This is a genomic window from Leptospira fluminis, from assembly GCF_004771275.1.
Taxonomy (GTDB): Bacteria; Spirochaetota; Leptospiria; order Leptospirales; family Leptospiraceae; genus Leptospira_B; species Leptospira_B fluminis.
Window position 1 is genome coordinate 165,564 of sequence record NZ_RQEV01000008.1, and the last position, 24,476, is coordinate 190,039.

Annotated in this window: 14 protein-coding genes; 3 read left to right on the forward strand and 11 right to left on the reverse strand. The window is 47.4% G+C overall.

From position 1 onward, the window contains the following. Window position 1 precedes the first annotated feature (1 nt). From EHO61_RS07555 to EHO61_RS07585, 7 genes are all read right to left on the reverse strand, one after another. Window positions 2-5,002, reverse strand: a complete 5,001-nt coding sequence (locus tag EHO61_RS07555; protein ID WP_135813021.1) for a hybrid sensor histidine kinase/response regulator — start codon at window positions 5,000-5,002, stop codon at window positions 2-4. A 207-nt stretch (window positions 5,003-5,209) separates the two neighbouring features. Then, window positions 5,210-5,842 carry a response regulator gene (locus EHO61_RS07560; protein ID WP_135813022.1) on the reverse strand — a complete coding sequence of 211 codons (633 nt, stop codon included), beginning with the start codon at window positions 5,840-5,842 and terminating at the stop codon, window positions 5,210-5,212. A 2-nt stretch (window positions 5,843-5,844) separates the two neighbouring features. Beyond that, complete coding sequence (locus tag EHO61_RS07565) at window positions 5,845-7,509, reverse strand: ATP-binding protein (protein WP_135813023.1); 1,665 nt, start codon at window positions 7,507-7,509, stop codon at window positions 5,845-5,847. 92 nt (window positions 7,510-7,601) lie between these two features. Beyond that, window positions 7,602-9,413: a beta strand repeat-containing protein gene (locus EHO61_RS07570; protein ID WP_167884829.1), complete on the reverse strand. Its 1,812-nt coding sequence runs from the start codon at window positions 9,411-9,413 to the stop codon at window positions 7,602-7,604. 131 nt (window positions 9,414-9,544) lie between these two features. Then, entirely contained in the window at window positions 9,545-10,168 is a 624-nt protein-coding gene (locus tag EHO61_RS07575) for a hypothetical protein (RefSeq protein WP_135813025.1), read from the reverse strand. Between the two features lie 262 nt (window positions 10,169-10,430). Then, window positions 10,431-11,078 (reverse strand): hypothetical protein, encoded by a 648-nt coding sequence (locus tag EHO61_RS07580; protein ID WP_135813026.1) that lies wholly within the window; start codon window positions 11,076-11,078, stop codon window positions 10,431-10,433. Between the two features lie 50 nt (window positions 11,079-11,128). Continuing rightward, window positions 11,129-12,106 carry a patatin-like phospholipase family protein gene (locus tag EHO61_RS07585; protein ID WP_135813027.1) on the reverse strand — a complete coding sequence of 326 codons (978 nt, stop codon included), beginning with the start codon at window positions 12,104-12,106 and terminating at the stop codon, window positions 11,129-11,131. Between the two features lie 267 nt (window positions 12,107-12,373). Between EHO61_RS07585 and EHO61_RS07590 the strand changes: the two genes are divergently transcribed. Both EHO61_RS07590 and EHO61_RS07595 read left to right on the forward strand, forming a co-directional pair. Next, entirely contained in the window at window positions 12,374-13,486 is a 1,113-nt protein-coding gene (locus tag EHO61_RS07590) for a sensor histidine kinase (protein ID WP_135813028.1), read from the forward strand. 147 nt (window positions 13,487-13,633) lie between these two features. Next, window positions 13,634-16,369, forward strand: a complete 2,736-nt coding sequence (locus EHO61_RS07595) for a TonB-dependent receptor plug domain-containing protein (protein ID WP_135813029.1) — start codon at window positions 13,634-13,636, stop codon at window positions 16,367-16,369. A gap of 45 nt (window positions 16,370-16,414) precedes the next feature. Here the strand turns inward: EHO61_RS07595 and EHO61_RS07600 are convergent, their stop codons facing one another. From EHO61_RS07600 to EHO61_RS07615, 4 genes are all read right to left on the reverse strand, one after another. Beyond that, the gene (locus tag EHO61_RS07600; protein WP_135813030.1) at window positions 16,415-18,025 is read right to left on the reverse strand and encodes an ABC transporter substrate binding protein; all 1,611 of its coding nucleotides are present in this window, start codon (window positions 18,023-18,025) and stop codon (window positions 16,415-16,417) included. Further along, window positions 18,022-20,583, reverse strand: coding sequence for a SpoIIE family protein phosphatase (locus EHO61_RS07605; RefSeq protein WP_135813031.1), 2,562 nt, complete (start codon window positions 20,581-20,583; stop codon window positions 18,022-18,024). The genes EHO61_RS07600 and EHO61_RS07605 overlap by 4 nt, the downstream gene beginning before the upstream one ends. A 231-nt stretch (window positions 20,584-20,814) precedes the next feature. Next, the gene (locus EHO61_RS07610; protein ID WP_135813032.1) at window positions 20,815-21,786 is read right to left on the reverse strand and encodes a hypothetical protein; all 972 of its coding nucleotides are present in this window, start codon (window positions 21,784-21,786) and stop codon (window positions 20,815-20,817) included. A gap of 16 nt (window positions 21,787-21,802) precedes the next feature. Further along, complete coding sequence (locus EHO61_RS07615) at window positions 21,803-22,549, reverse strand: hypothetical protein (RefSeq protein WP_135813033.1); 747 nt, start codon at window positions 22,547-22,549, stop codon at window positions 21,803-21,805. Window positions 22,550-22,866: 317 nt separating this feature from the next. On the opposite strand from EHO61_RS07615, the gene EHO61_RS07620 reads away from it, so the two are divergent. After that, on the forward strand, window positions 22,867-24,447 hold the full coding sequence (locus EHO61_RS07620; RefSeq protein WP_135813034.1) for an exonuclease: 1,581 nt from the start codon (window positions 22,867-22,869) through the stop codon (window positions 24,445-24,447). Window positions 24,448-24,476 lie beyond the last annotated feature (29 nt).

Below are 24,476 nucleotides of genomic sequence, written 5' to 3' on the forward strand. Positions count from 1 at the left end.
CCTACGTAAAACATACCCGGAGAAGGGATAATAATCCGTTCACATCCACCGGTTTCGTGACGTAGTATGTCGCCCCCGCTTCCATGCATTTTTCCCTATCTCCTTTCATTGCCTTTGCAGTAAGGGCAAAAATGGGCAAATCCCGGAAAGTAGGTAGGGAACGGATCGTTCGGATCGCTTCGTATCCGTCCATATCCGGCATCATCACGTCCATAAGCACGATCTCTACGTCGTTCATCCTCTGCAAAATATCTATTCCGTTCTTGGCACTTTCCGCATATACGATCCTCATCTTGCTTTGCTCCAACATGCTCGTCAAAGCGAAAATATTACGAACGTCGTCGTCAACTATCAAAACTTTATGATTTTCTAAAACGTCTTTTATTTTATCTTTCCGATTCGATATCTCCAGACCTTCGGATTCCACGGGTTCAGGAGAAGCGAGATGCAAAAACACGTGCAGCGCGTTATCCAACTGCCCTCCGCTCTCCACCTCGACCAAAGCCGTTTGGCCCCTCAGGTTCCGTATCAAATTCCTTTTCTCGAGATCCGCATTCCCGTTTTTGTACAAAATTACGGGGACGGGCTTTATTTCGGACTCCCATATCGTGCGAATCGAATTCGATTCTTCGTCGAGCAAATCGGACAGAACGACCAGGCAATCCAGATCTTCTCTTCTGCCCGTTCGAATCGCCTCCTCGAGATTGTCGGCGAATTTTACGGTAACGCCTCTCGATTCCAACGTAGTTCCGCATTCTTCTAAAACTTCATTCCTTCCTGTAAAAAGAACGGTTTTAGATTTTTTCGTGGAATAATTCCTGATCTTGTCCAAGACCTCGCCGATGGAAGTCGGATCCGGCGGTTCTGCGATTTGCACGAAAGCCCCCATCCTATATCCTTTCCAGCGATCGGATCGATTGGATACGACGCACACCGGGATTCTCCTCGACTCGGCCCTTTGCTTTAACGCGTCCAAAACGATCCAATTGTCCAGTTCTCCGCTTTGTAGATCCAAAAAAATCCCGCAGATCGAGGGGGAATGCAAGAGATCGCGTCCGCTTTCCCAGTCCGGACAGACGATCGCTTTCCAACCTCTCTCCGAAACGGACTCGAAGAGTAGGCTCGCACTAGATTCCTTGTCGCAGAAAATCAGAATTTCCGAATCCGTTTCCACCGGTGATTTTTCCTCGGAAAGGACGGGCATTCCCGCAGAACCGGACTTAGACGAAGTCATCGCGCTGGAGAAGCCGTCGGAAATTCCTTTTTTATCCTTTGCTCCGACTCTTCCGTGTATAGCCCAGACGTCTTCCGGCTTCAGATAATCCGATTCGTTAAATCCTTCGTCGGACGGGAGGTATTCCACGGGAAGATACAGGGTGAAGGCGCTTCCGATTCCGATCTGACTCGTCAATTTCAACTCTCCTCCGAGCAGTTTCGCGATTTCCTTGCTGATGGAAAGTCCCAACCCTGTTCCTCCGTACTTACGGCTCGTGCTTCCGTCCGCTTGTCGGAACGCTTCGAAGATGACGCTTTGTTTTTCCGCAGGTATACCAATCCCGGTATCGATTACGGAAAATGCGATTCTAGTTTCCGCCGCATTGACATAGGAGAATTTTCTTCCCACTTTGGAAGGAAAGATCCGAAGCGTTACGCTTCCTTTAGGAGTGAATTTGAACGCGTTAGAGAGTAGATTTCTTAAGATTTGCTGTAGCTTATGCAAATCCGTAATCATTCCGGCGGGCAGTTCGGAGTTCAGATCCACCTGAAATTCCAAACCCCGATTCTTCGCCGTCTCGCTGAAAGAACGCTCGAGATAGTCCGCCAATTCCGCAAAGGAAACCGTATCCAGATCCACGCTCATCTTACCCGATTCTATCTTGGAAAGATCCAAAATATCGTTGATGAGTTGTAATAGATCGTTTCCCGACGCGTGAATCGTACGGGCAAATTCGATCTGTTTTGTGGACAGGCTCTCCGACTCGTTGTCGGAAAGCAATTTAGACAGGATGAGTATGTTATTCAAAGGAGTCCTAAGCTCGTGGGACATGTTCGCCAAAAATTCGGACTTGTACCGGGAAGTCAGCGCCAACTGCCTGGCTTTTTCCTCCAGGGAGAAACGGGCCTGTTCCACCTCGCTGTTCTTTTGCTCCACCTCGTCGTTTTGATTCGCGAGAAGTCGGGCTTTCTCCTCCAGTTCTTCGTTTTTCTCTTGGAGTTTTTCCCGTTGTTCCTTTAAAAGATCTTCGGAAGCCTTCAAGGATTTTGCCTGATCCTCCAGTCGGGCGTTCGTATTGGTCAATTCCTGTTGGCGTCCCTGCAATTCCTCCGTTAGAGTTTGGGACTGGATCAACAGCTCCTCCGTTCTCATACTCGCCGCTATCGTGTTCAATACGATCCCGATACTCTCCGTAAGTTGGTCCAAAAAGCTCAAGTGAATCGGAGTAAAACTTTGGAAGGACGCTAACTCGATGATCGCCTTGACTTCGCCTTCGAACAATACCGGCAGAACTACGATGTTCAAAGGGGAAGACTCCCCCAAAGCGGAGCTGACTTTGATATAGTCGGCCGGGACTTGGGTCAATAAGATCCTTTCCTTTTCCAAAAAGCATTGACCGACCAATCCCTCTCCCGGTTTGAATCGATTGGACACGTATTTCCGTTCCTGGTAGGCGTAACTGGCCAATAGTTTCAGGGAATATTCGCTTTCCATGGTTTCCGTAATGAAGAAGGCTCCGTGTTGCACGGAAACCAACGGAGCCAATTCGGATAGAATCAGCTTACTTACGTTCACCAAATTTCTTTGCCCTTGCAATAATTGCGTAAATTTGGCCAAGTTCGTCTTCAGCCAGTCTTGCTCCGTATTGATCCTGGTCGTCTCTCTTAGGTTGCGGATCATTTCATTGATGTTATCCGACAGAGCCGCAACTTCTCCTGCGGCCTTGACCGTTACCGATCTGGACAAATCCCCTTTCGTTACCCCTGTGGCCACTTCCGCGATCGCACGTACCTGAGTGGTCAGGTTACTGGCAAGCTGGTTCACGTTGTCCGTCAAGTCCCTCCAAAGTCCGGCAGCCCCGGGAACGCTTGCCTGGCCGCCAAGCTTTCCTTCGATACCCACTTCCCGGGCGACTGTGGTTACCTGGTCTCCGAACAGTCCCAAAGTGTCGATCATGTCGTTGATCGTATCCGACAATTCCGCGATTTCCCCTTTGGCCTCCATATATAATTTTTTCTTTAAGTCCCCGTTTGCTACGGAAGTCACCACTTCGGCGATTCCCCTCACCTGGGTGGTCAGATTGTTTGCCATGAAGTTCACACTGTCCGTCAGGTCCTTCCAAGTCCCCGCAACTCCGCGAACGTCGGCTTGACCGCCTAACTTTCCTTCCGTTCCCACTTCTCGCGCAACACGGGTCACCTCGGATGCGAAGGAGTTCAATTGATCTACCATCGTGTTGATCGTATCCTTCAACTCCAGGATCTCTCCCTTTACGTCCACGGTGATCTTCTTGGAAAGGTCTCCCGTTGCAACCGCAGTCGTCACTTCCGCAATGTTCCGAACCTGGCCCGTCAGGTTGGAAGCCATGAAGTTCACACTGTCCGTCAGGTCCTTCCAAGTCCCCGCAACTCCGCGAACATCCGCTTGACCGCCGAGTTCCCCCTCCGTTCCCACTTCTCGCGCAACACGGGTCACCTCAGATGCGAAGGAGTTCAGCTGGTCCACCATCGTGTTGATCGTATCCTTCAAGGCTAGGATCTCTCCCTTTACGTCCACAGTGATCTTTTTCGACAAATCCCCCCGCGCCACTGCAGTCGTCACTTCCGCAATGTTCCGAACCTGACCAGTCAGGTTGGAAGCCATGGAGTTCACGCTGTCAGTGAGATCCTTCCAAGTCCCCGCAACTCCGCGAACGTCCGCTTGACCGCCTAACTTTCCTTCCGTTCCCACTTCTCGGGCAACACGGGTCACCTCCGACGCGAAGGAATTCAGCTGGTCCACCATCGTGTTGATCGTATTTTTGAGTTCTAGGATCTCTCCCTTTACGTCCACAGTGATCTTCTTCGACAAGTCCCCGCGTGCTACCGCCTTAGTCACCTCGGCGATATCCCTCACTTGGCCCGTCAAATTTCCGGCCATGGAGTTCACACTGTCCGTCAGGTCCTTCCAAGTTCCCGCAACTCCGCGAACGTCCGCTTGACCGCCTAACTTTCCTTCCGTTCCCACTTCTCGGGCAACACGGGTCACTTCGGATGCAAGGGAATTCAACTGGTCTACCATCGTGTTGATCGTATTTTTGAGTTCTAGGATCTCTCCCTTTACGTCCACTGTGATCTTCTTGGAAAGGTCTCCCGTTGCAACCGCCTTAGTCACCTCGGCGATATCCCTCACTTGGCCCGTCAAGTTGGAAGCCATGGAGTTCACGCTGTCCGTGAGGTCCTTCCAAGTCCCAGCAACTCCGCGAACGTCGGCTTGACCGCCTAACTTTCCTTCCGTTCCCACTTCTCGGGCAACACGGGTCACCTCAGATGCGAAGGAGTTCAACTGGTCCACCATCGTGTTCACGATTTTCGCTGTTCTCAAAAATTCCCCTTTTAAAGGTTTACCGTCTATCGCAAGCGACATGTTTTGCGAAAGGTCCCCACCGGCCACGGCACTGATCACACGAGTCACTTCCGTATTCGGTTGAACCAAATTGCCGATCAGAAAGTTGACGGAATTCATACAAGCCGCCCAAGACCCCCGAGCGGAAACGGAATTGATCCTCTGGGAAATCTTTCCTTCCTGTCCCACTTCGTTTCCGATTCGCTCGAATTCCTTTACCATCCTGTCGTTTTGGTCTATGATATCGTTTAACAGATCCGCGATCTTACCCGCTATCCCTACGTTATCTACGGGCATACGTCTCGAAAGATCCCCTCGTTTTAAAGCGGAGAGGACTTCCAATAATTGTTTCAGATTTAGAGTTTCATTACCGGTTGTTTCGATGGTTTTAGTACTAGCCATATAGTCTCCGTTGATCCGAAGAAACCGAGAGATCTATTAAACACCGTAATGGAGAAATGAAAAGAAAAAAAGAATCAGGAATCCAAAAAGAACGTAGTTTCGCCTAATATACGTTATATGATTTATTTTACGTCGCAATAATTACTACAATGCGTCGAATATCGGTTTGGCGAAAATCCGAATTCTGCGAAACGAACAGTTTGCCTACTATTGGATCAATCCCTGATCGAAGGCGTAAAATACCAATTCCTGCGTGGACTTTAAATTCATTTTGGCAAGGATGCGACCTCTATAAGTATGAACCGTGCTGATGCTCAACTCCAGCTCGGAGGAGATATCCCGAACGCTTTTTCCCTTGATCAACATGAACATGATCTGAAATTCGCGATTGGAAAGGGATTCGTGCGACATTTTGTCCTGAGGCCGGGACATTTCCCGAATGATGGTCTCTGCAGTCGCCTGGCTGATGTATCTTTCCCCGGAAAAAACCTTTCGAATCGCCGAGATCAACTCATCCGCCGCACTCGCTTTGGAAAGATATCCGGCCGCTCCCGATTTCAAGGCCCTGACCGCGAATCTTTCCTCGGAATATACGCTTAGCACAAGAACGAACGTGCCAGGAGAAAGATCCTGAACGGAATGAATCGCATCCAAACCGCTCATGTCAGGCAGGTTGATATCCAAAATTACGACATTCGGTTTCTCTTGATCCAAGAAATCCAAAACCTGCTGTCCGCGTTCCGCTTCAAAAACGACGGATATGTCGTTTTCTTTTTCCAATACTTTTTTCAATCCTTCCCGGATCAATGCATGATCGTCCGCCAAAACCACAGAAATCATATTTAAAGCCTCCTACCCCTTTTTTCCAAAGGAACCTTCGCGGAAATCGTAGTGCCGCCGCCTTGCTCGGAGCGAATCCTCAATTCCCCACCCAAAAAGATCGCGCGTTCTCTCATCCCGATCAATCCCAAGGATTTCGAGCTTACAAGATCCGTTTCCGAAATACCTACTCCATTATCACTGATCGTTAATACCACATCGGATTCGGATCCTTCGACCGATACTCTTACGTTAGAAGCTCCGGAATGACGTGCAACGTTTGTCAGCGTTTCCTGAAAAATACGGAATAGGGCGACGGAAATATCCTTACCGAACTTCTCGTCGTTTCCCTTCTTCTCGACGCTTAGAAAAATTCCGGTCCTGTCCTGAAAATCCCTACCGAACCAACGGATCCCTTCTAAAAATCCGAGGTCTTCCAAAACCAAGGGTCGCAACTCCGTCGCTATCCTTCTGACGGAGTCTATCGCCTTCTCGACGAGTCCGTCCATGGATTTCAATTCACGGGAGATACGGGCGCTTTCTTTCGCGTCGTTCGATAGATTGCCACGGAGAAGAGAAATATCTATCTTTAAGGCGGTAAGCAATTGTCCAAGATCGTCGTGAACTTCCCTGGAAATTTTGATCCTCTCATCTTCCCTAGCGTCCTGCAATCTCGCAGATAGCGCTCTCAACTGTTCCCTGGAACTGCGGAGTTCCTCCTCAACAGACTTTTGTTCGGTGATATCTATCATCACTCCGATCAGCTTGGGAAAAATCCCCTTCTCCTTCACCGCTCGGACGATATTTCGGAACCAAAGCACTCTTCCGTCCTGTGCGAGAATACGAAACATGATTTCGATGGAATCCCCTTCCGACAGGGATTCCAAACAGAGAACGACTTTTTTCCGATCGGCCGGGTGCAGGCGGGAAAGCCAGGAAAGATCGTCTCCGGTCCAACGTACTGACCGGAAACCGAGGAGTCCTTCCGCTTCACTACTCAGGTAACCGACACGCAAGGGCTTTAGTTCACCCTCCCAGAAAATCGCGTGTATCTGCTCCACAAATTTTCTATAATGTGATTCCGCTTCTCTTAACAGTTCTTCCGATTCACATCTTTCGAAAACCCGCCCGATCTGGGAGCAGACATTAAAAAGAACTTCGATTAAGGAGGCCTCCGGAGCGGAAGCCGAAAACAAAAATTCGAGAACGCCCACCACCCGCTTTCGAACTCGGATAGGGATCACATAGGCGGACTTCACGCTTGTTTTTCCTACGGAAAAAATCCTATCGAATTGAGGTTCTTCCCGTAAATCCTCCACCCAAAGAGGTTTTCCTTCCCTCTCCGCTCTCCTTGCAATCGATTCGAATTTCGAACGCCCGTCGAGTTCGAGAACCTCCCTTAAATCGTTCGGGAAATCCTTCTCTCGGGAATACCATACCGAAACGGGCTCCAATTCTCCGTTCCGATTCAATAAATATCCTCTACCCAATTCCCAATCAGCGATCCTGCAAATGCGATCTATAGCGAATTGAAGTAGGGATTCCGGATCGGACGTCTCGTTTGCAGCTGTGGCGACCTGCTGCAGTAGATTCAATAGGGAAATCTTATGCAGAAGTTCTTCGGCAAAGGATTCGTCGTTCGATCCGTATTCTTTGCCAACTTCGGAGAGAAGAGAAAAACGTTTCATGAGGAAACCATTAGTCCTCTTGAATATACGAATTTGTAATTCGGATTTCAATCCGTTTTTATGCGAAAACGGAATGAATCGGGACTTATTTTCTAATTTGAGGGGAAAAAGAGGGCAACTTCGCCGAACGCAAAATAATCGGAAGTGTCCGGGATTTCGTTCCGACTTTTAAAAAGTCCCGCAAGAAAACTCATTCCTCCGGCCGACGTTCCGGTAAAGGAATAACTCGCCGAGGCTGCACCGGAAAAAGGCAAACCGAAGAACCCAGCGCTTAGAAAAACGTATGTTTTTCCGATGGAACTGGAGAAACCGTTCGCGGCGACAGATAAATCCGCAAATCCGTCCGCATTTCTGTCTTCCAACACTACGGCATTGCCGAATGTGTTGGAAGTGGATTCTCCGAGAATGACGGTAGCAGCGGTAGTGGAAACTCCTGCAGAACCGTTTCCCATAAATACGTAGACTGCTCCGGTCGAAGAAGAAACCGCATTGGCTCCGACGGCGAGATCCAATAGACCGTCACCGTTTACATCGCCTGTGCTAAGGGATATGCCGAACGTATCTCCGCCATTTACTCCGTTCAAAAAAACATTGGCGCTCGCCGCCGCAGTGGCCGTGACTCCTCCGGAACCGGAAGAATTAAATATGTAAACTTTACCGGTATACGTGTTATTATAACGCGTCGCGCCGACCTGCAAGTCTCCGTATCCGTCCCCGTTGAGATCTCCGATATTGACCGCGATTCCGAAATCGTTATACGAAGTCTCTCCCGGAATGGAAGTGTTGGCGCTTCCGGTCGAAGTAGCGGTAATACCCCCCGCACCGGTACTATGAAATACGTATACTTGCCCGGTAGAGGTCGAAACCAAATTTCCGCCCACCGCTAGATCCGCATAACCGTCTCCGTTAATATCACCCAAAGCGACCGAAGCGCCGAAATTGCTGGATGTGACTCCCGTGATAGTGGTATTCGCGCTTGCCGAACTTGCGGCTACGATCCCGGAAGAGCCCGTGCTGTGAAAGACGAATGCCTGACCTGTCGACACCGAATAAGCGTAAGCGCCTACGCCTATGTCCTCGTACCCATCCCCGTTCACGTCCGCGATCGCCAGAGAATAACCGAACAAAGCGCCCGCAGGACCGGCGATTGCGGTACTGGCCCCGGCAACGGTTGTAGCGGTGACGCCTGCCGAACCGGTACTATGAAATATATAGACATATCCGGTCCCGCCGCCGGTAATTCCGTCCGCGGCTACGATGATATCCGCATAACCGTCTCCGTTAATGTCTCCCAAAGCGAGAGCGTTTCCGAAATACGAATTCGTCGAGGCCCCCGAAATCGTTACATTTGCCTGTGCCGCGGTGGTACCGGTGAAAGGGGCCGTACCGGTTCCATAAAACGCATATACCTGTCCCAAATTTCCGGAATACAAAGAGGCCCCTGCCAGAAGATCCACAAAGCCGTCTCCGTTTATATCCTTATTCGTTCCTTTTTGTACGCTCTGATTCGCATTCGCGACGATGTTTCCTGAAAGGTCCACACTTCGTATTTGGATAGAATGGATACTTCCTCTTTTCCAAAGCGATCCTCCTGTCGGAAGTTGGAATTGCCAAGAATTCGTCCCGACGGCAGGAGAGAATGAACCGCCATCCAAGCTGACCTCTACCCTGCTCAAAGAACCCACCGCCGTTCCGACCAAAAAACCGGATTGCAATAGAGCATTGTTCGTTTTCGGAAGATTTAAGATGTGTATCCCGTTTCCGGTCAAGGTTGCGATGCAGACGGGGTTGATTAGGCAGGTATCCCACCATGCTTTTGAATATAGAATGCCGGGATTATAAGTGGTCTTGATCGCACAGGAATTCAATAAGAGTAAGAAAAGAAAACCCCGTAAAAAACGCATCTGCACTTCCATTCGCTAAACTTATGGAAAATATTTTATGCAAACGAAATAGATCAATTCAAATAAACGGGATGCAAAGTTTCTCTTCAGAGAAACCGAGAGCAGAAATTTTGTCCGGAATAAGTCCTAAATCAAGGACAGGACATTCCCGTCGCTTGGGAGTTGACGTTACTAGCGGTTTTGGTATAGGCAGTCATGCTGCTTTGGGTCGTCGTCAAAGTAAGAGTATAAGTCCCGCTACCTCCGGCGCTGGATCCCCAATCCCTGCCTACCGCAATCCGGTACGTTCCAAGAGTTGAAAGCGCTTGCGAGATCGTCACAGATTGGTTTTGGTTCGCATTTGTGGGAGGAGACGGACAGGTATGATCGGTCGTGCCTCCGTTCAATACATTCGTACCGCTTAGGGCACTTCCGGGTGCGTACACCGCCAATCGCACTACGGAAGTTCCGGTTACCGCAGTAACGGCGATTGAGAGAGTGTCCGCTGCGGTAACAGGCACATCGTATATGTTTTCGCAATTCGGATACAAGGCAAGATTACAGGTCCAAGAATCTCCGCTAATGGTCTGAGTGCTCACCGGAATCGCGGCGGCAGTTCCTGCGCTGGCCGCTGCCGCTTGGATCAAGGAAAGCGCTTGGCTAAGCATCATTCCGCTCGCCTGAGAGGTATCTACTGAAATTTTTTGAGCGTTATTGCAATTCCAGACCAAAATCGGCAGAGCGAAAAAAATCAGTTTTTTCCATGCATTGCCCATAAACACCCCTCTAAGGACAGATTTGCAAACAGTTCGTTCGCAAATCAATAATAAATTTCTTTCCAAAAATCCCTTTTGTACGACCGCCAAAATTACAGTCCGTCAAGGATCTCTAGATTAGGGATCCCCCGTAATTCTTCGGATACGGAAGTAAAATAACCCCAGTACTCTTCAGGATAGAATAACAAACGACACCGGGAATATTGACGAAGAAATCCGCCCCGATTTCTTTTTTTTCGACACGATTCCCTTTATCCCGCTGCTAGGATTGGATTAAGGAAATCGCAGTATCCTGGTCCAGAACGCAGTAGCAGATATAAGGCTTGTGCTCGGTCGCCAAATAGGTTTCCACCGTCGAAAAGAAATCCTTCCAAGGAGGATCGGTCCAAGTGGAATTGATGACCGTGCATCCCGCACTGGCCTTGTCCACGAATTTGGAGGTACTACTCTTGGCATGGATGTCCACTGCGAGAAAATCGGTTTGTTTGCCGGCGATCGGCTCGTCTTTCCATTGGAACCAAGGCTTATCGGAAGAATGAGGCTCGTATCTGTTGACGGTCACTTTGGAATACTGAGTCAAAGCCTGGTGGCCCCGATGGATTCCGACCTTATACTTATAGATCCCTTGGGCGATCCTTGCGGTTCCGTTGACGTTCATCGGATGTTGGAGCCAATACAACCCTGGATCAATGGTGCATACGTAGGATTTATATTCCGGTTTTCCGCCGACGCTACGGATCAGATAGAGGGCGTCGTTGTATTCGTTGATATCGTCGTTATTCGAAGAAATATCATCGTTGTTTTCGGTCGTGATTCCCCTGGCCCCGAAAATAACCCAACCCTCGTATTCTAGGCCGTATTTATCCGTGCCGTATTTCATCAGTTTATCCATAAAGTCGCTCGTTTTCATCTTCCCTCCTAGTTAAAAATCGGATTGAAATCTTCGTTTAGTCGAAAACGTTAAAAGTAATCTGCAACGAACCCGGAATCCAGAGATTGGGCCATTACTTTTCCATAATTTACGAACCGATCTATATACTGCACGTTATCCAATTCGTTTTCTTTTTCCTGCAATAGAGTGTCGAACCGTCTGAATTTGAACGAGTCGTTGGCCCCGGCTATATACTTGGCCGCCAGGACCTGACCGATCGTGGACTCGGTCCTCGCTTCGAACGGATAATGAACGATCTGTTCCATGAAATTTTCCTTGGAAGCAGTTTCATAAGGAACGGATATGTCGAGGTTCCCGGTTCCCAGGGATAATAGAAAGGTTCCTTCCTTCCACCAATTCTTGGCGGCGATTTCGGACAAAATGAAATGAATCGTATTATTATTCACTCCTTGGCCCCCGTCCTGGAACACTCCCCCTTTTCTTGTATCTTTCGTCCCGTCGGGTAAATAGGCCGTCCATTGGTAATCCGGGACATTGATTTTTCCGAAATAATAAGCTGCGGAAAGAGCAGACCAAGAGATGACTTCCCAGAGCTTCATACCTCCGTCGTACTCCTCCCAGGATTTTAAAAAATGCGTCCGTTTCGAACAAAGGTTAAACGAAGTAGCCATGAAATGCGTTTTTACATCTTTCATCGACAGCGACTCCAATCGTAATCCCGCCGCAGTGGTCGTGCCCTTGATCTGCTCGATGAAAGGATTCCGATCGTACTTCGCTCTTAACCAGTTTCCCGGATTCCAGCGCGTCCTGGGGGTAAACAAGTCGGCTCCTTTTTTGATGTAAAAATCCGCGATCGTCGTAGCGGGAACTCCCGCGGCGATGGCGCCGCCTATGATGGCTCCGGTCGAAGAACCGGTAATTAGATCGAAAGATTCGGCCAACGTCCGGTTTTTGGTCTGCCGAAGAAGTTCCTCCAGCTTAACCAGCACCAATGCAGGCATAATGCCCAGAATACCGCCTCCATCGATCTGTAAAATCCGCTTCATTCGAAATTCCTTGCTCCGCAAACTTCCGGGGATCCCGATCGCTTACATTATAAATTCGTAGAACATTCAATTTTTATCGCGTTTTTTGACAATTAAGAATCGATGTCATTTCGTCAAAAATAAGGGATTCTTCGGATGATTCCGTTCTATCGGACACAAAATAGGAAATTTTATATAGAATCGGAATTAGGAAATATATTTACACGGAATTCGATCCGGGCTAGATTGCTTTTTCGTTTTATTCCGCTCTGAATCCGCGGCAGACTCATGTTTCTATCTAAGATAGCGAATATTTACCGAAATCAGGACTATTTAACGTCCAAAAAAGCCCAACATATATTCATACTTAACGTTTGTACGATTCTATTAAGCGTTTTTGCTACCGCCCTATACTGGAACAAAGGCCTTAGACCCGGCTATGTGATCATATTCTCCTCTTCCTTGGTTTCCGCTTTGTTGATCCTAAGAAAAAGGTTCGGCTGGGCGGTAAAAGTGAATCTATTCTTCGGCCTGGTATCCGTGACCGCAGGATGGTTCTTCGGCGCGAAGGAAGGGAACGTGATCTTCTCCATCTCCACGTTGATCATCGTTTTTCTGTATCTTTCGAATATCAGGATGACGATTTTTGTCTCCGTCTATTGTTTCTGCCTCTTACTTTTACGTCCTTTGTTAACCGACAATCCGAACATTGCCAACCTGATCTCTTTTTCGGACACTCTGGTGATGTATTCCACGTTCGCCATTATTTCCATTCTTACGGTCCATGTGATCCAGGTCTACATCAAGGAAAAGGACCTTCTTATCCAAGAGGTCCATCATAGAGTCCGGAACAACCTGCAGATACTCTCCGGATTAGTGGAGTTGCAAAAAAACGAAGTGTCGGAAGAGACTTTCTCTCATCTCGTGGAATTTCAGGATCGGATCTCCGCCCTCGCCAAAGTCCATGATCTTGTCTACCAGTCGGAGAATTATCTAAGAGTGGATTGCGGATTAGTGCTCGAGGAAATCTCCTCCCGTTTGACCGCGGATGCCCGGAAGAAGATCTTGTTCTACCCGAAATGGAAGGACACGAATCTGTCTATCGACTTGGCACTTCCCTTGTCCTTGGTATTCAACGAAATCGTTCTGACTGCGATCCATAGGGATCCGAGCCCCCACCTTCCGTCCCAGATGACCGTGGGTTGGGAGAGATCGGATTCGAAAGTCAGACTCTCTTTCATCGACTCGGTCGGAGGATTGGGAAAAGCGGACCGGGACGCTGCGAGTCATGCCGGTTCTGTCCTGATCGACATCTTGACGAGACAATTGAAAGGAAAAGTGGAAACGCTGGACAATTCCGGAAAAATGATGGTCCTAGAATTTCCGATCGGTGTCGTTTAATTTCGTTTATTAAAAACGCATCCATCCGAAGGAAGAGAGAACGATCCGCCATTTATCCTTCGGTAGAAATTTTATATTGACAATCCGTTAGTATTGTTTAATTAAACCGGGCTCCGCAAAACCAATCTTGTAGCTTGGAATTTCCGAATGGGTCAGAATCAGATATGCCGGTACTTATTTGTAATATATCTATTCTTCCTTTCGACGACTACAAGAGCTCAAAGCGTATTAGAACACGTTTATGTAGGACAATTTCTCTCTTACGATTCTAAACTAGAACCTGAAATATCCAAAAAGGCGGTGGATCGGTTAAAAGCTAGATTGGAGTCGCTCCAGTACTCCGTCGAAATTCTCCCCGCTTCCAGTCCCGAAGAAAATCTGAAAAGAGTTTCGAAAGGAAATCTTTATATTTCCGGCTTCTATAGAAGGGACAAGGCTACTGGAAAACTCGTGTTGTACGGTCACATTTACAATTCCGAAAAGGGAATTCTGATCGACGCTTACAATAGTTACAACGAAGTCCAAGGATTGGAGGAAATCAAGGACAGCCTTCCGAAAGACGAAGGGCACCAATCCGACGAAAGCGTACTGGAACAGTTTGTTCAAAAAATCGTTCTGTCGATCCGGATCAATAAGAACAAATTGGAGCGGAGGGAAAACATCAACGAGTACGTTCTTTCTAATCCGATCAGTAAAAGGTTCAGCTTTCCTGTACAAAAAGAGGATATAAAAAAATCCACGGAGCAGGTCTTTAACCTTTTGCAATCTCAGGTGTCGACCGCTTCCACAAAGACGGAAGTACGGACCCACGACGCTCCCGACTTGGTTTCCGTGATTTCCGATAAGGAATTGCTCCAGTTCGGAAGGATCTCCCTCAACGACGTACTCGGGAATCTTCCCGGTTACGCCCCTTCTCAGGATTACGATCGGTCAACGGTCAGTTACAGGGGGATGTTCGAAGGTTGGAACAACAACCACCTTTTGATGCTGGTGGACGGAGTACAATTCAACGATAACCTGTACGGTTCCGCATATACCTCGGAAATTACCCCGTTGAATATGTTGAAATCCGTCGAAGTAGTCCGAGGACCCGGTTCCGCATTGTACGGAAGTAATGCGATGAACGGGATCATTTCTCTGAACACGATCTCAGGCAAGGACTTAAACGGGGAAATGCAGACGCGCGCTCGGGTCGGAACCGGAGGAACTCAGATCTACGATTTCAGAACGGGGAATACGGGAAAATTATTCGATTACGTCCTAAGCTATAATTCCTACCAAACGAACGGGAATAATTACAAGGATTACGACGGCTCCGGTAGGACGGATATAACGGGAGCGAACGCGAAATTTGCGGTTCAAGACGCGAGGTCCAACTATTATCTCTTCACAAAATTGGAAGGAAAGGATGCGTTGGAAGGACTTTCCTTTCAATACCATAGACAGTATTGGAACTTTCAAACCGGGCATGGATGGCTCTGGGCCATTCCGGACTACAACGGGCCGATGAGCGAATACAGGGACATCGGTTCTATGAAATACAAAAACAAAATCACCTCCAAGCTGACTCATGAATACGTTCTGCAATACCAAAATCACAGCATAGATTGGAATACGCGTTACGAACCAAACGGAGGATCCGCCGGATTCTACCCCGCAGGAGTCACGGAATATCTCAAAACCAACGGGCAGAGTATGTTCGGGAGGGCTCAGCTTACGTACGATCTCGGAAACTCCGGAAGTATTTTGGCAGGGGTAGAAACGACCCGGTTTTTATATACGGGAGACAAGAGCCACTATGCGAACGCGAACCTCACGGACGCGGCGGATAGCTATCCTCCTTTTCCGAATAACGCGAACGGAAACCTAGGTCCTTGGCTCGCTTGGATCAAGAATAAGCCTGTTTGGACGGTCGGGGTCTTCGGCCAAATGGTATCGCCCAAATTCTTCTACGATAAACTCCAGTTGACGGTCGGAGTAAGGAACGACCAAACCGTACAGCACTATCTCGGAATCGACAATCCTTACAGCGGTTTTTTAGGTTTTCCTTATGCTCCGCACGCAAAAAGGGTCTTTAGAAAAACCAGTCCGAAAGCGGCTCTCGTATATACGATCACGAGAAATCTGAACTTAAAGCTGATGGGCGGGCAAGCCTTCCGGACACCCTCGATCACTGAAATGTTCGGAGCGAATACGTTCTCTTTGGCTTCCAACCCCAGACAATTGAGGCCGGAAATCGTACGAGACTACGAAGCCGCCATCGACTGGTATCTCAATCAATACGTGAACTTCAGGGTGAACTATTTTATCCGAAATTTCCAGAATCAGATTTTTTATAGCTTACAGAACAACAACCTAAGCACGAACATATACTCGGCGGTTACGAACGGTGCGGAGGCGGAAATAAACTTCACCTACAATCAGATTTCCGGATTTATAAACTACTCTTATGCGCACAGGTTAAGCGAAAAAATGTTGGATAAGACGGTTTCCGCCAGCCAGAACGAAATGACCTGGGCGCCGTCCCATATCGCAAACGGAGGAATTCGGTACCAGACGTCCAAGTATGAGGGAAGCATCCAAGCCCACTTTCAGGGAACCGTCTATCGGAGGGCCTCCGACTTCGGAACCATCGATACTACCACAGGGATTTTGCAATCAGATTCCAGGTTACAATACCCCCAATACCGTCCCAATTACGTGAGGAACTGGACGAACGTGGACGTTCGTATAGCGTATCATCTTACCGAAAAGATCAGCGTCGGACTATTCGCGTCCAACCTGCTCAATAACCAGCAGAAACTGATCAAAATAAACAATTTTCCGTTCGATTACTCCAACCAACAAAGACAGATCCTGGTGGATCTTAACGCTTCGTTTTAAGCGAAAATCCGATCCTCCTAAAGCTTACGTAGATCCGGAGAGCGCCTATCCTGCGGTCTTATCCAGAAGGACCCGAATAGCGTCCTTTTTCTTCGTGGAAAGGCGGAGGTATTCCTGGGCGCGCTTGTCCGCAGGATCGATCAAAAGAATGTTCTCGAAGATCCGAATGGATCCTTCGTAATCCCTTTGGGAATAGAGCTCGATTCCCTCCTTTAAATATTCCGGTATTTTCGAATATTCGGAAGAACGAACGTGATTCAATTCTACGCTGGATTTGGCGTTTTGCGGAAATGTTCTTAAGGAGGATTGGTACATCTTGATTCCGTCAAAGACTTTCCCGCTCCTGACCAATTGTTCCGCATTGATCCGTTCCGATTCGCTTTGAGCGAGAGTCGCGCTGGATAACCCTTCCTTCGCCGCCCGAAGATTGGGATTCAACAACAACACCTTTTGGAATTCGGCCCTCGCTCTGGAATAATTCCCCTTCTTATAAAAGTCCTCGGCGGCCTCCAACAGCTCCTTTGTCTTTCCTCCGGTCATCTTTTCGATGACCAACTGAAGATAGGAGGCGACGGATTGGTTGTTCGGATCCTTTTTCAATATGTTCTCAAAAACGATCCTTGCGCTCTTGAGTTTTCCTTCGTTCAAAAGATTCAAACCCACGGTAAAAAGGCGGGTCAGCTTGGCCCTTTCCTTTAACTCCTCAGGTACGATAACATTGGAATCCGAGGCGAAGGCCTCGTTTAGAAAAAAGGACGGTTTGTCCGATAGACTCACCTTCTCTTCCTTGCAGGAACTCTTTCCCGACAGAATCCGATTCGCCAATTCCCCCGTTTCTATCCCCAATTTGCTGTATTCGGGACTGATGCCGAAAGTCGCACCCGCGCGAACCAAGGCGGGAAAAGGAGCCATCAAAATCATCTTGTTCTTTTTCGAGAATTCGGACAACTCCTCGAAGATTTCACGATTGTAAAGGGAGTCCTTGACTATGATAAAAGCGTCATATTCCCCTCTTACTTTTTCCAAAGAGGACCGAAAATTCTCCTCGCTCACTTTTTTTTTCGCAAAGTTCAATTTGTATTTCAGATCGAAGTAATCCCCTTCCGTCGCAAAAAATTCCCCTTCCGGCTGGGAATAAAACGTGAGGACTCGATTGGCTTTCGGAGAAAGTTCCCTCAGCACCTTGAAAAATTCCGATATGGAAACATCCATTCCGACTCCGCATACGTTGTCCGAATCGATTCCGATGGACTTCGGATGGCTTACCATGGTAAAAACGATGGGGGTCCGATTCAGGTTTTCCCTGGCTAATTTAAAAGCCGCGGAACCGATCGCAACGAAAAGTTTCGTATCGGAAGATTCTATTTCTTTAAAATAAGAAGGTACATCCTTATATTCAGATCTCAGAAGATCCACGTAGGAAATCCTTACTGGATAATCCAGACTGGACTGAAGACCGAATAGCGCCTGTTCCAAAATCGAATTATCCGAAGATAGAAGGATCTCTACGTTACCGGAAATTGCCTTCGAAGAATTAGGAGAGGAATTTAATTCTCCGAATTGCGACGCCGCTCCCGCGATACAAATCGCGAATCCGGCAAAAAGGATATACGCGTTCCGACTCAGACCGGTCAAAATTCGATTCCAGCGAATCATACGTCCGCCGTAATTCGGCTAGTTTCCCAAGATTCGAGTTTATCCAGATTAAGCGAAGCCGTCCTAAAATCGGGCTTGATTTCCAGCGCCTTTTTCCATTCCTCTTTTGCCGAAGAGTAATTCCCTTTTCTGTAATATACGCTTCCTAGGTTATTGTAGGCATGATGGTTTTTCGGCGCTACTTCGATGGACCGACGGTAGAATTTCTCAGCTTCGTCCAATTGGTTCAACAAAGAATGACAATTCGCGATCCGAAAAAGAGTCCATGGATTCCTTCCTTCGCTTAAGCGGTTCGCCTTTTCATAGGATTCCAACGCGGCTACAAAATCCTTCTTGTGATACAGGTAATCGGCCTTGGCCAGGACATCGTCCACGTTCACGAACTTATGACCGGAAAATTCCTCCACTTCCTCTTCTTCGGAAAATCCGGTTTCCGCAATCGCCCTTAGGATAGCCTCTCGGACCTCGGAAAGCCCTTCCATTTCAGGTCCTAAAGCCGCGGCTTCTTCCGACATCTTCCGGGCTCTTCCCAAAACGTTCATTTCCAGATAAATTTTTGCCAGATTTAAAACATTATAAAAATAGGATTTATCTCGCAGATACAATCTCTCTCCGTAATCCGCGGCCTCAGAAAGCCTACCCGAAGCGAAAAGACAAGAGGAAAGCTCCAAAACACCTTCGTTATCCGACGGAACGATCTTCAGGTATTCCTGCAGACGGTCCCTTCCGTTATCGAGATCCCCGCTCCTAAAAAGCGCAAAGCCGGCGATCTTCAACAGCTCGGGAGCCGGTTGTTCCAGATTCGGCAGAAAGGAATCCGCTAAAATAGCCGCCTCCGGATATTTTTTCAGGTCCAATAATTTTTGTCCTTCCGAGATTGCCTCTCTGATTTCGAAGGGAATCCCGTCCGAAATCAATTTCAGATTCTCTTTTTCCAAAAAAGAAATACGTAATATGGAAAAATCGTCGATCAAAGTTCCGGAACTTTCCACGGCTTCTTTGATCCTATACAGCTCCCCTTTCGCGTCCGAAACGTGTTTCAGAAACAGGGTTTCGTCCTCGTTGACGGTTTCCGCGTCTCCGTCATTCGAAACCATCACGTCGTCTCTACCGTCTGATCCCATGATGACCACATCCATTGGCTTCATCTGAAACAAGCGGACGTAAAATTTATCCTCCTGATCGGGCATTCCTAACTTTCTTAAGCTAAGATTCGTTTCCAAAAAGGAAGCCTCGGAATCCCGGTATAATACCGTCCACGGATGCTCGGCATTGATATAATACAAAAGTCCGGATTGGGTATCCACGAGTCCCATACAGACCGAGATGTACATACAACCGTCGAAGGATAAAAAAACGTTCTGCAAGTCCAGAAATCTTTCTTTCAACCAAGTCTCCGGAAAAACCTTTTGGCTCCTGGATCTCTTGTACCGGGATATCGCCGAATTAAATACCACCCCCAGCACCAGGGCTCCGCCTGCTCCCTGCATGGACTTTCCCATCGCATCGCCGTTTACGAATACGGTATATTCTCTTCCGTCCAACCATATCGTATCCGTAATGCAGATATCTCCTCCTAATTGGGAATTCCATCTTCTAAAGGAGAATTTCTTCTTTTGTTCTATAAAGAACTCCGTACGAACTCGCTTGGAAAGATTGCTGTTCAGCAAAAGCGGCTCCAAGAGGACGGAAGTCAGATAGTAATCCGCGTCCTGCGCGACCTTCAAGGATTGGACTTTTTCCAAAGTCCGATTCAGTTCTTCGGTTCTCTGCGCCACCATCGATTCCAGATTCTGCGTAAAATCCCGGATCTGAGAGGTCATACGATTGAATTGAAGCGCAAGCATTCCGACCTCGTCCTTTCCTCTTACCGCGATCTGAAAATTCAGATCCCCTTCACCTATGATTTTAACGCCCTCGGATAAGGTGTCGATCGGTCGGGCAAAGTTCACAGCGACCAGTATCGCGATGAAAATTCCGAGCACGAACAATACGCTCGCGACGCTGATGATACTTCTCCTGATCGCGAAAACCGGCTCGTAGACTTTTTCCTTATCGAATTCGAATATCGCCATCCCGACCCATAATTTCTGTCCCTGGTACTGGATGAAGATCGGATAGGAAAATCGGAGAAGCGTATTTCCCCCCTCCACAATTTCGCTTAAAGTTAATTCTTTTAACGAGGAAAATTTTTCGAAGTCCACTTCCGGTACGTCCGAACCTATCTTTTCTTCGTTCAGTTCCGCGACATATTTTCCGTCCACGTTGATCACGTAGGAATCCGTAAGCCCTGAAATGTTGCTTTCATGTAATCTCGCCAAACTCGTTCTCGTGGCATCGAACGTCTCGTTGATCAACAATTCCTCCGCGGCGATATTCGCGATATTGTTGGCCAAGTTTTGACACACTTCGAACGTCTTCTCCAGGACGATCGCCTGGTTTCTATACAGAACGATGATGGAAAGAGGAAGCACGCAGAGAAGAACGATGCCCGAAACGAAAATGATCATTTTCGTTCGAATCTTTAGATTGTTTAAAACGGAAAGAAGAAATTTCATCCAGGCAATCCTTCGAGTCGAGGCATGGACGATATCCAAGCAGGTACCATTGTCAAATAATTTTAAATCGCTCCCGAGATTGTAATCTTAAAATCGGAAGGAATCAAAGGTTAGAATTACGTTACAAATGTTTGAACTAAAAAAGCAAGGCAGCTTAAGAAGAAAATAAAGAACCTACTTCCGAATCCCGTCGATCGAACAAATAAAACATGGTCTAACTAAATCGGTCTTTTAATTGTGACGCAAGAGTTCTTGCCCGAAATTTTGAAGATCCTGAAAGAAAAGATTCACAGTGACGCCCGCCTGCTTGACCATCTGCTTTCTGGTTTCAAGTTGCTCGATCGTGTGAACTCCTCCCCGACTAAAATAAAGTTTAATGAGACTTTCCCGTTCGGAGCTTCCGTCCGCGCCAAGATAACCGTTCTCCAACCATCTGCTGATTAGGATGTCGAGAATCGTGCTCATTTGCTTTAGAGGAACACGACGCTTTCTCTCCGTCGGGTGATTCAGTAGATACCAGACCGGAGCGGAAAAAAGTTCCGTTTCGTGGGGACGGTACCATATATCTTTCAGAACGTTCTTCGCGTCCACGTAGTTTACCTGCGTTTCCACTTGGTAGGCCTGGTAAGATATATAACCGACCGCCAAACCGCCGATGATGCTATCGGTCGCTTGGACAGTGGCCGAAGCCCATTGTAAAATTCCGGAGAGGATTCCGAAAATTCCCCCGACTACGATGGCGGCGATATAAAATTGGGTCACTCTTTGATTTTCGCTGTATCTAAGATGCTTGATGATGTCGTCTATCCGATCCGAATAACAGTTCAATTCGGAAACTGTGCCGGTAAGATCGGTGCTGACCAGAAAGATGATCTCATGAATCTTATTCTTCGTGAATATGAGCTCGAGATGAGTCGGGCTGTTGATGTCCTTGTAATCCGGCTTTTTTTCCAACTCCTCCATTTTTTCAATCAAAGGAAGAATCCCGTACGCGTTCGCGATCATCAGGGACTTAAAGGAAAAATGGCCGTGGGAACGGAGAAGATGGTCCACTCTCGCAAAAGGAAGGGGACGACTAAAGGGAATGTTCTTTGCATCGGAGCCGACGGAACAATACTGCCCTCCGAAGTATGTCTCTTTTACCTGAATCGTGGTGTTGCAACCGCATATTATAAAAAGCAATATCAGAATTTTCTTTGGCATACGGCTCTTGGTCCGGTTATTTCGCTTTTACGGATTTGATAAATGCACTCATGAATTCCCGGTCCGTTTCGTCCAAGCTCGCCCGAACCACCATATCCCTTCTCTTCTTCTTCGGAATACCGTTCTTTTCCAGGAATTCGTCGTTTGAAAACGAATTGAAAGTTTCCTGGAATACGATCCGTCCTTGGGAATCCTCCACGATATATTCCACCGTCGCAAAGCATAAATATTCGCGTAGCAAAGCGAGAGCGATGATCGGATAAAGACTCTCTTCAACTATCTCGTACAGGAAAAGTCCTGCACCCAACTCCGAATGCCCCGTAGCTACCGCCAAAAGCAATCCGGTGGCGATACCGGTGACGATACTCCATACGATCACGGAACTTCGAATTTCCCCCAAATCCTTTATTTCAGCATAGATATAGTAATCTGCGGGGCGGCTCGGATCGACCGCGACGTTCTGGGCCCTCAATAGATTGCTTAAATTCAATTTCATCCATTTTTCTATGGAACGCTTTTCCGCTTCTATCTCTTCCCTCCGCTCCACCTTGTCGGGGTTAGTTTCCGTAAGCGTGGATAGTCTCGAAATTCGGAGAGAAATGAACGGATCCCGAATAACCGCGTTAAAACGCTTATTCGAATCGGGTACCGTTCTAAGCTCGGGAGAAGAACAGGTTACAGTTAGCCCGAAGACGACGGGAAGAAATACCGCTATACGAATAAAAAAGCTTCTCTTCGTCCCGGAGACCGTGCTGGAGATCATGAAAACCAAAATTCGAAATCAAGGACGCAGATGATAAGCGAACTTCCCGAACCGATAAAACCGGAAAGGATTAAAATGGCAGCAGCTTCCCGAAAAGAAAGCAAAATTTCACTTTTGGAAAAGTCGGATTTTTCAAAAGGATACCTTTAGCAAGTCGAATAAGGAAGATTTTTGCGACGAATGAAAGAACGCGGACAAATCCGTTATTTACGAATAAATATATTCATAATTTATTCTTTTTTTCACAAATACTGTGGACAAATACCGTAATTTTGATATTTTATTTATTATAATATTATTCAGAATGACACTTTTGCATGAACGAAACGGAGTCCAGCGCCGCAAAACCGATCCAACCGATCATTCCTAAAATCAATCTACCTTATCTCCAATTAAAATCGAAGGATTCCTTCGAAAAAGGAGAGCGTCCTTACTACGATCCTGAAGCGGAAAGATTGCTGGTTTTAGCGACGGATCATTCCACCCTTGCAGGTTTGAAAAATTCCAAGATTCCCATCATTACGGACTCGGATGTTCCGGACCATAGGGTGAAAGAAAGTCTCCTAAAACTCGCTTCCGATTCTTTGATCGTCTTCGTTCCGCGAATTATGTTCAGTACGGACACGAAGGAGCTATCTCAATTCTTTTATATTGTCGCCCTAAATAAAGCCAGTGCGATGGATCCGACTCAAGTAAAAACCTTATTTATGGAAATCATGCGAAGATCAGCTTGGGCCATCCGCAACTACGAGATCGCCCACTGCCAGGACAAGGAGATCGCCGTACCGGAACTTTTGGAACTTCTTGCCGAGAACACGTCGCCTTCCGAAAACCCTAAGGAAAAAGACGAACTTACAAAATGTCTAAATTCTCTCGTAAGAACCGGCTTTTGCAATCCGCAGATCATAAAGGATGCAAAGAGCCTGATATTACATTATATACAAGAAGACGGGTTCCTAATCGCTACCGACTTTGCCGGATATATCTACGTTCCGGAGCAATCGAACGATGAAACATTTTCCCTGATAGAGCGTCTTTTCTCCTCCAAAGCGATACGATCCCTCGTCGAAATAAGCCCGAATTCGGCGATCGATCTCGTATCGGTGCGAGAAGCTCTCTTGGCGAACGAAGAGGAATTGATGAGCGGGGACCTCTCCCATATACGGAAGAAAATCTATTTGGAGGAATTCGCCAAACTTTCCCATACCTTAAAGCCGTCTCCATTGAGGGATTTCTTCTTTATCGCCCAAAGAATCACCGCTAAAGCGGTAGAAGCCGAAGACTTTCTGATAGAAACGAACGAGAAAGTAAATTCCAAAAAATTGAAATCGATCATTTCGAAAGGAAAAGATCCGCTCCAAAGATTTCTTACCTTCCGGATCGGCCAGGATATACCCAACGATTCCTCCATCATCAGAAACAGCGAGCAAGATACTTCCCTTTTGAGTTACGTGCATTACGACGAATCGTTTCCCGAATTGTTCGTATGCCCTGCGGATGTTACGACAGTTAGAGAGGTGGCGACAGCCTTGTCGTTGAGATATTCCTTTGAGAACCCGACCTGCCTAGGTTTTATTCTTATGCTGAACAAATACAAAAACAAACTGTTATTCTATCTTTCGGATCCGAATTTCAAGAAGGCGTTCTGTAATGTGGCGCTCTCCTGCGTCTCCAAAAAACTGCCATGGTTCGTAAGATTCGCTTATGCGATCGGATTAAGGGAATCTATGATTTCCAGCATTTTGAACGAACTGGGGGATATCCAGTACAAGCAACTCAACGAACGCCTCAAGTATAGACAAAAACTAAGTCAGATACGAAACGATCTGAAGAAAGAATTGGTTGAGGAAGTAAAGGAGATGATCTACCGTACCGGACAATTTCCGGAAGGCATTTGAGGGAATTTCCCGTAGGACAAGCACTTCGA

Bases quoted from the DNA above. Each gene is read 5' to 3' on its own strand.
- EHO61_RS07555 (WP_135813021.1), bottom strand. From the start codon at position 5,002: ATGGCTAGTACTAAAACCATCGAAACAACCGGTAATGAAACTCTAAAT.
- EHO61_RS07560 (WP_135813022.1), bottom strand. From the start codon at position 5,842: ATGATTTCTGTGGTTTTGGCGGACGATCATGCATTGATCCGGGAAGGA.
- EHO61_RS07565 (WP_135813023.1), bottom strand. From the start codon at position 7,509: ATGAAACGTTTTTCTCTTCTCTCCGAAGTTGGCAAAGAATACGGATCG.
- EHO61_RS07570 (WP_167884829.1), bottom strand. From the start codon at position 9,413: ATGCGTTTTTTACGGGGTTTTCTTTTCTTACTCTTATTGAATTCCTGT.
- EHO61_RS07575 (WP_135813025.1), bottom strand. From the start codon at position 10,168: ATGGGCAATGCATGGAAAAAACTGATTTTTTTCGCTCTGCCGATTTTG.
- EHO61_RS07580 (WP_135813026.1), bottom strand. From the start codon at position 11,078: ATGAAAACGAGCGACTTTATGGATAAACTGATGAAATACGGCACGGAT.
- EHO61_RS07585 (WP_135813027.1), bottom strand. From the start codon at position 12,106: ATGAAGCGGATTTTACAGATCGATGGAGGCGGTATTCTGGGCATTATG.
- EHO61_RS07590 (WP_135813028.1), top strand. From the start codon at position 12,374: ATGTTTCTATCTAAGATAGCGAATATTTACCGAAATCAGGACTATTTA.
- EHO61_RS07595 (WP_135813029.1), top strand. From the start codon at position 13,634: ATGGGTCAGAATCAGATATGCCGGTACTTATTTGTAATATATCTATTC.
- EHO61_RS07600 (WP_135813030.1), bottom strand. From the start codon at position 18,025: ATGATTCGCTGGAATCGAATTTTGACCGGTCTGAGTCGGAACGCGTAT.
- EHO61_RS07605 (WP_135813031.1), bottom strand. From the start codon at position 20,583: ATGAAATTTCTTCTTTCCGTTTTAAACAATCTAAAGATTCGAACGAAA.
- EHO61_RS07610 (WP_135813032.1), bottom strand. From the start codon at position 21,786: ATGCCAAAGAAAATTCTGATATTGCTTTTTATAATATGCGGTTGCAAC.
- EHO61_RS07615 (WP_135813033.1), bottom strand. From the start codon at position 22,549: ATGATCTCCAGCACGGTCTCCGGGACGAAGAGAAGCTTTTTTATTCGT.
- EHO61_RS07620 (WP_135813034.1), top strand. From the start codon at position 22,867: ATGAACGAAACGGAGTCCAGCGCCGCAAAACCGATCCAACCGATCATT.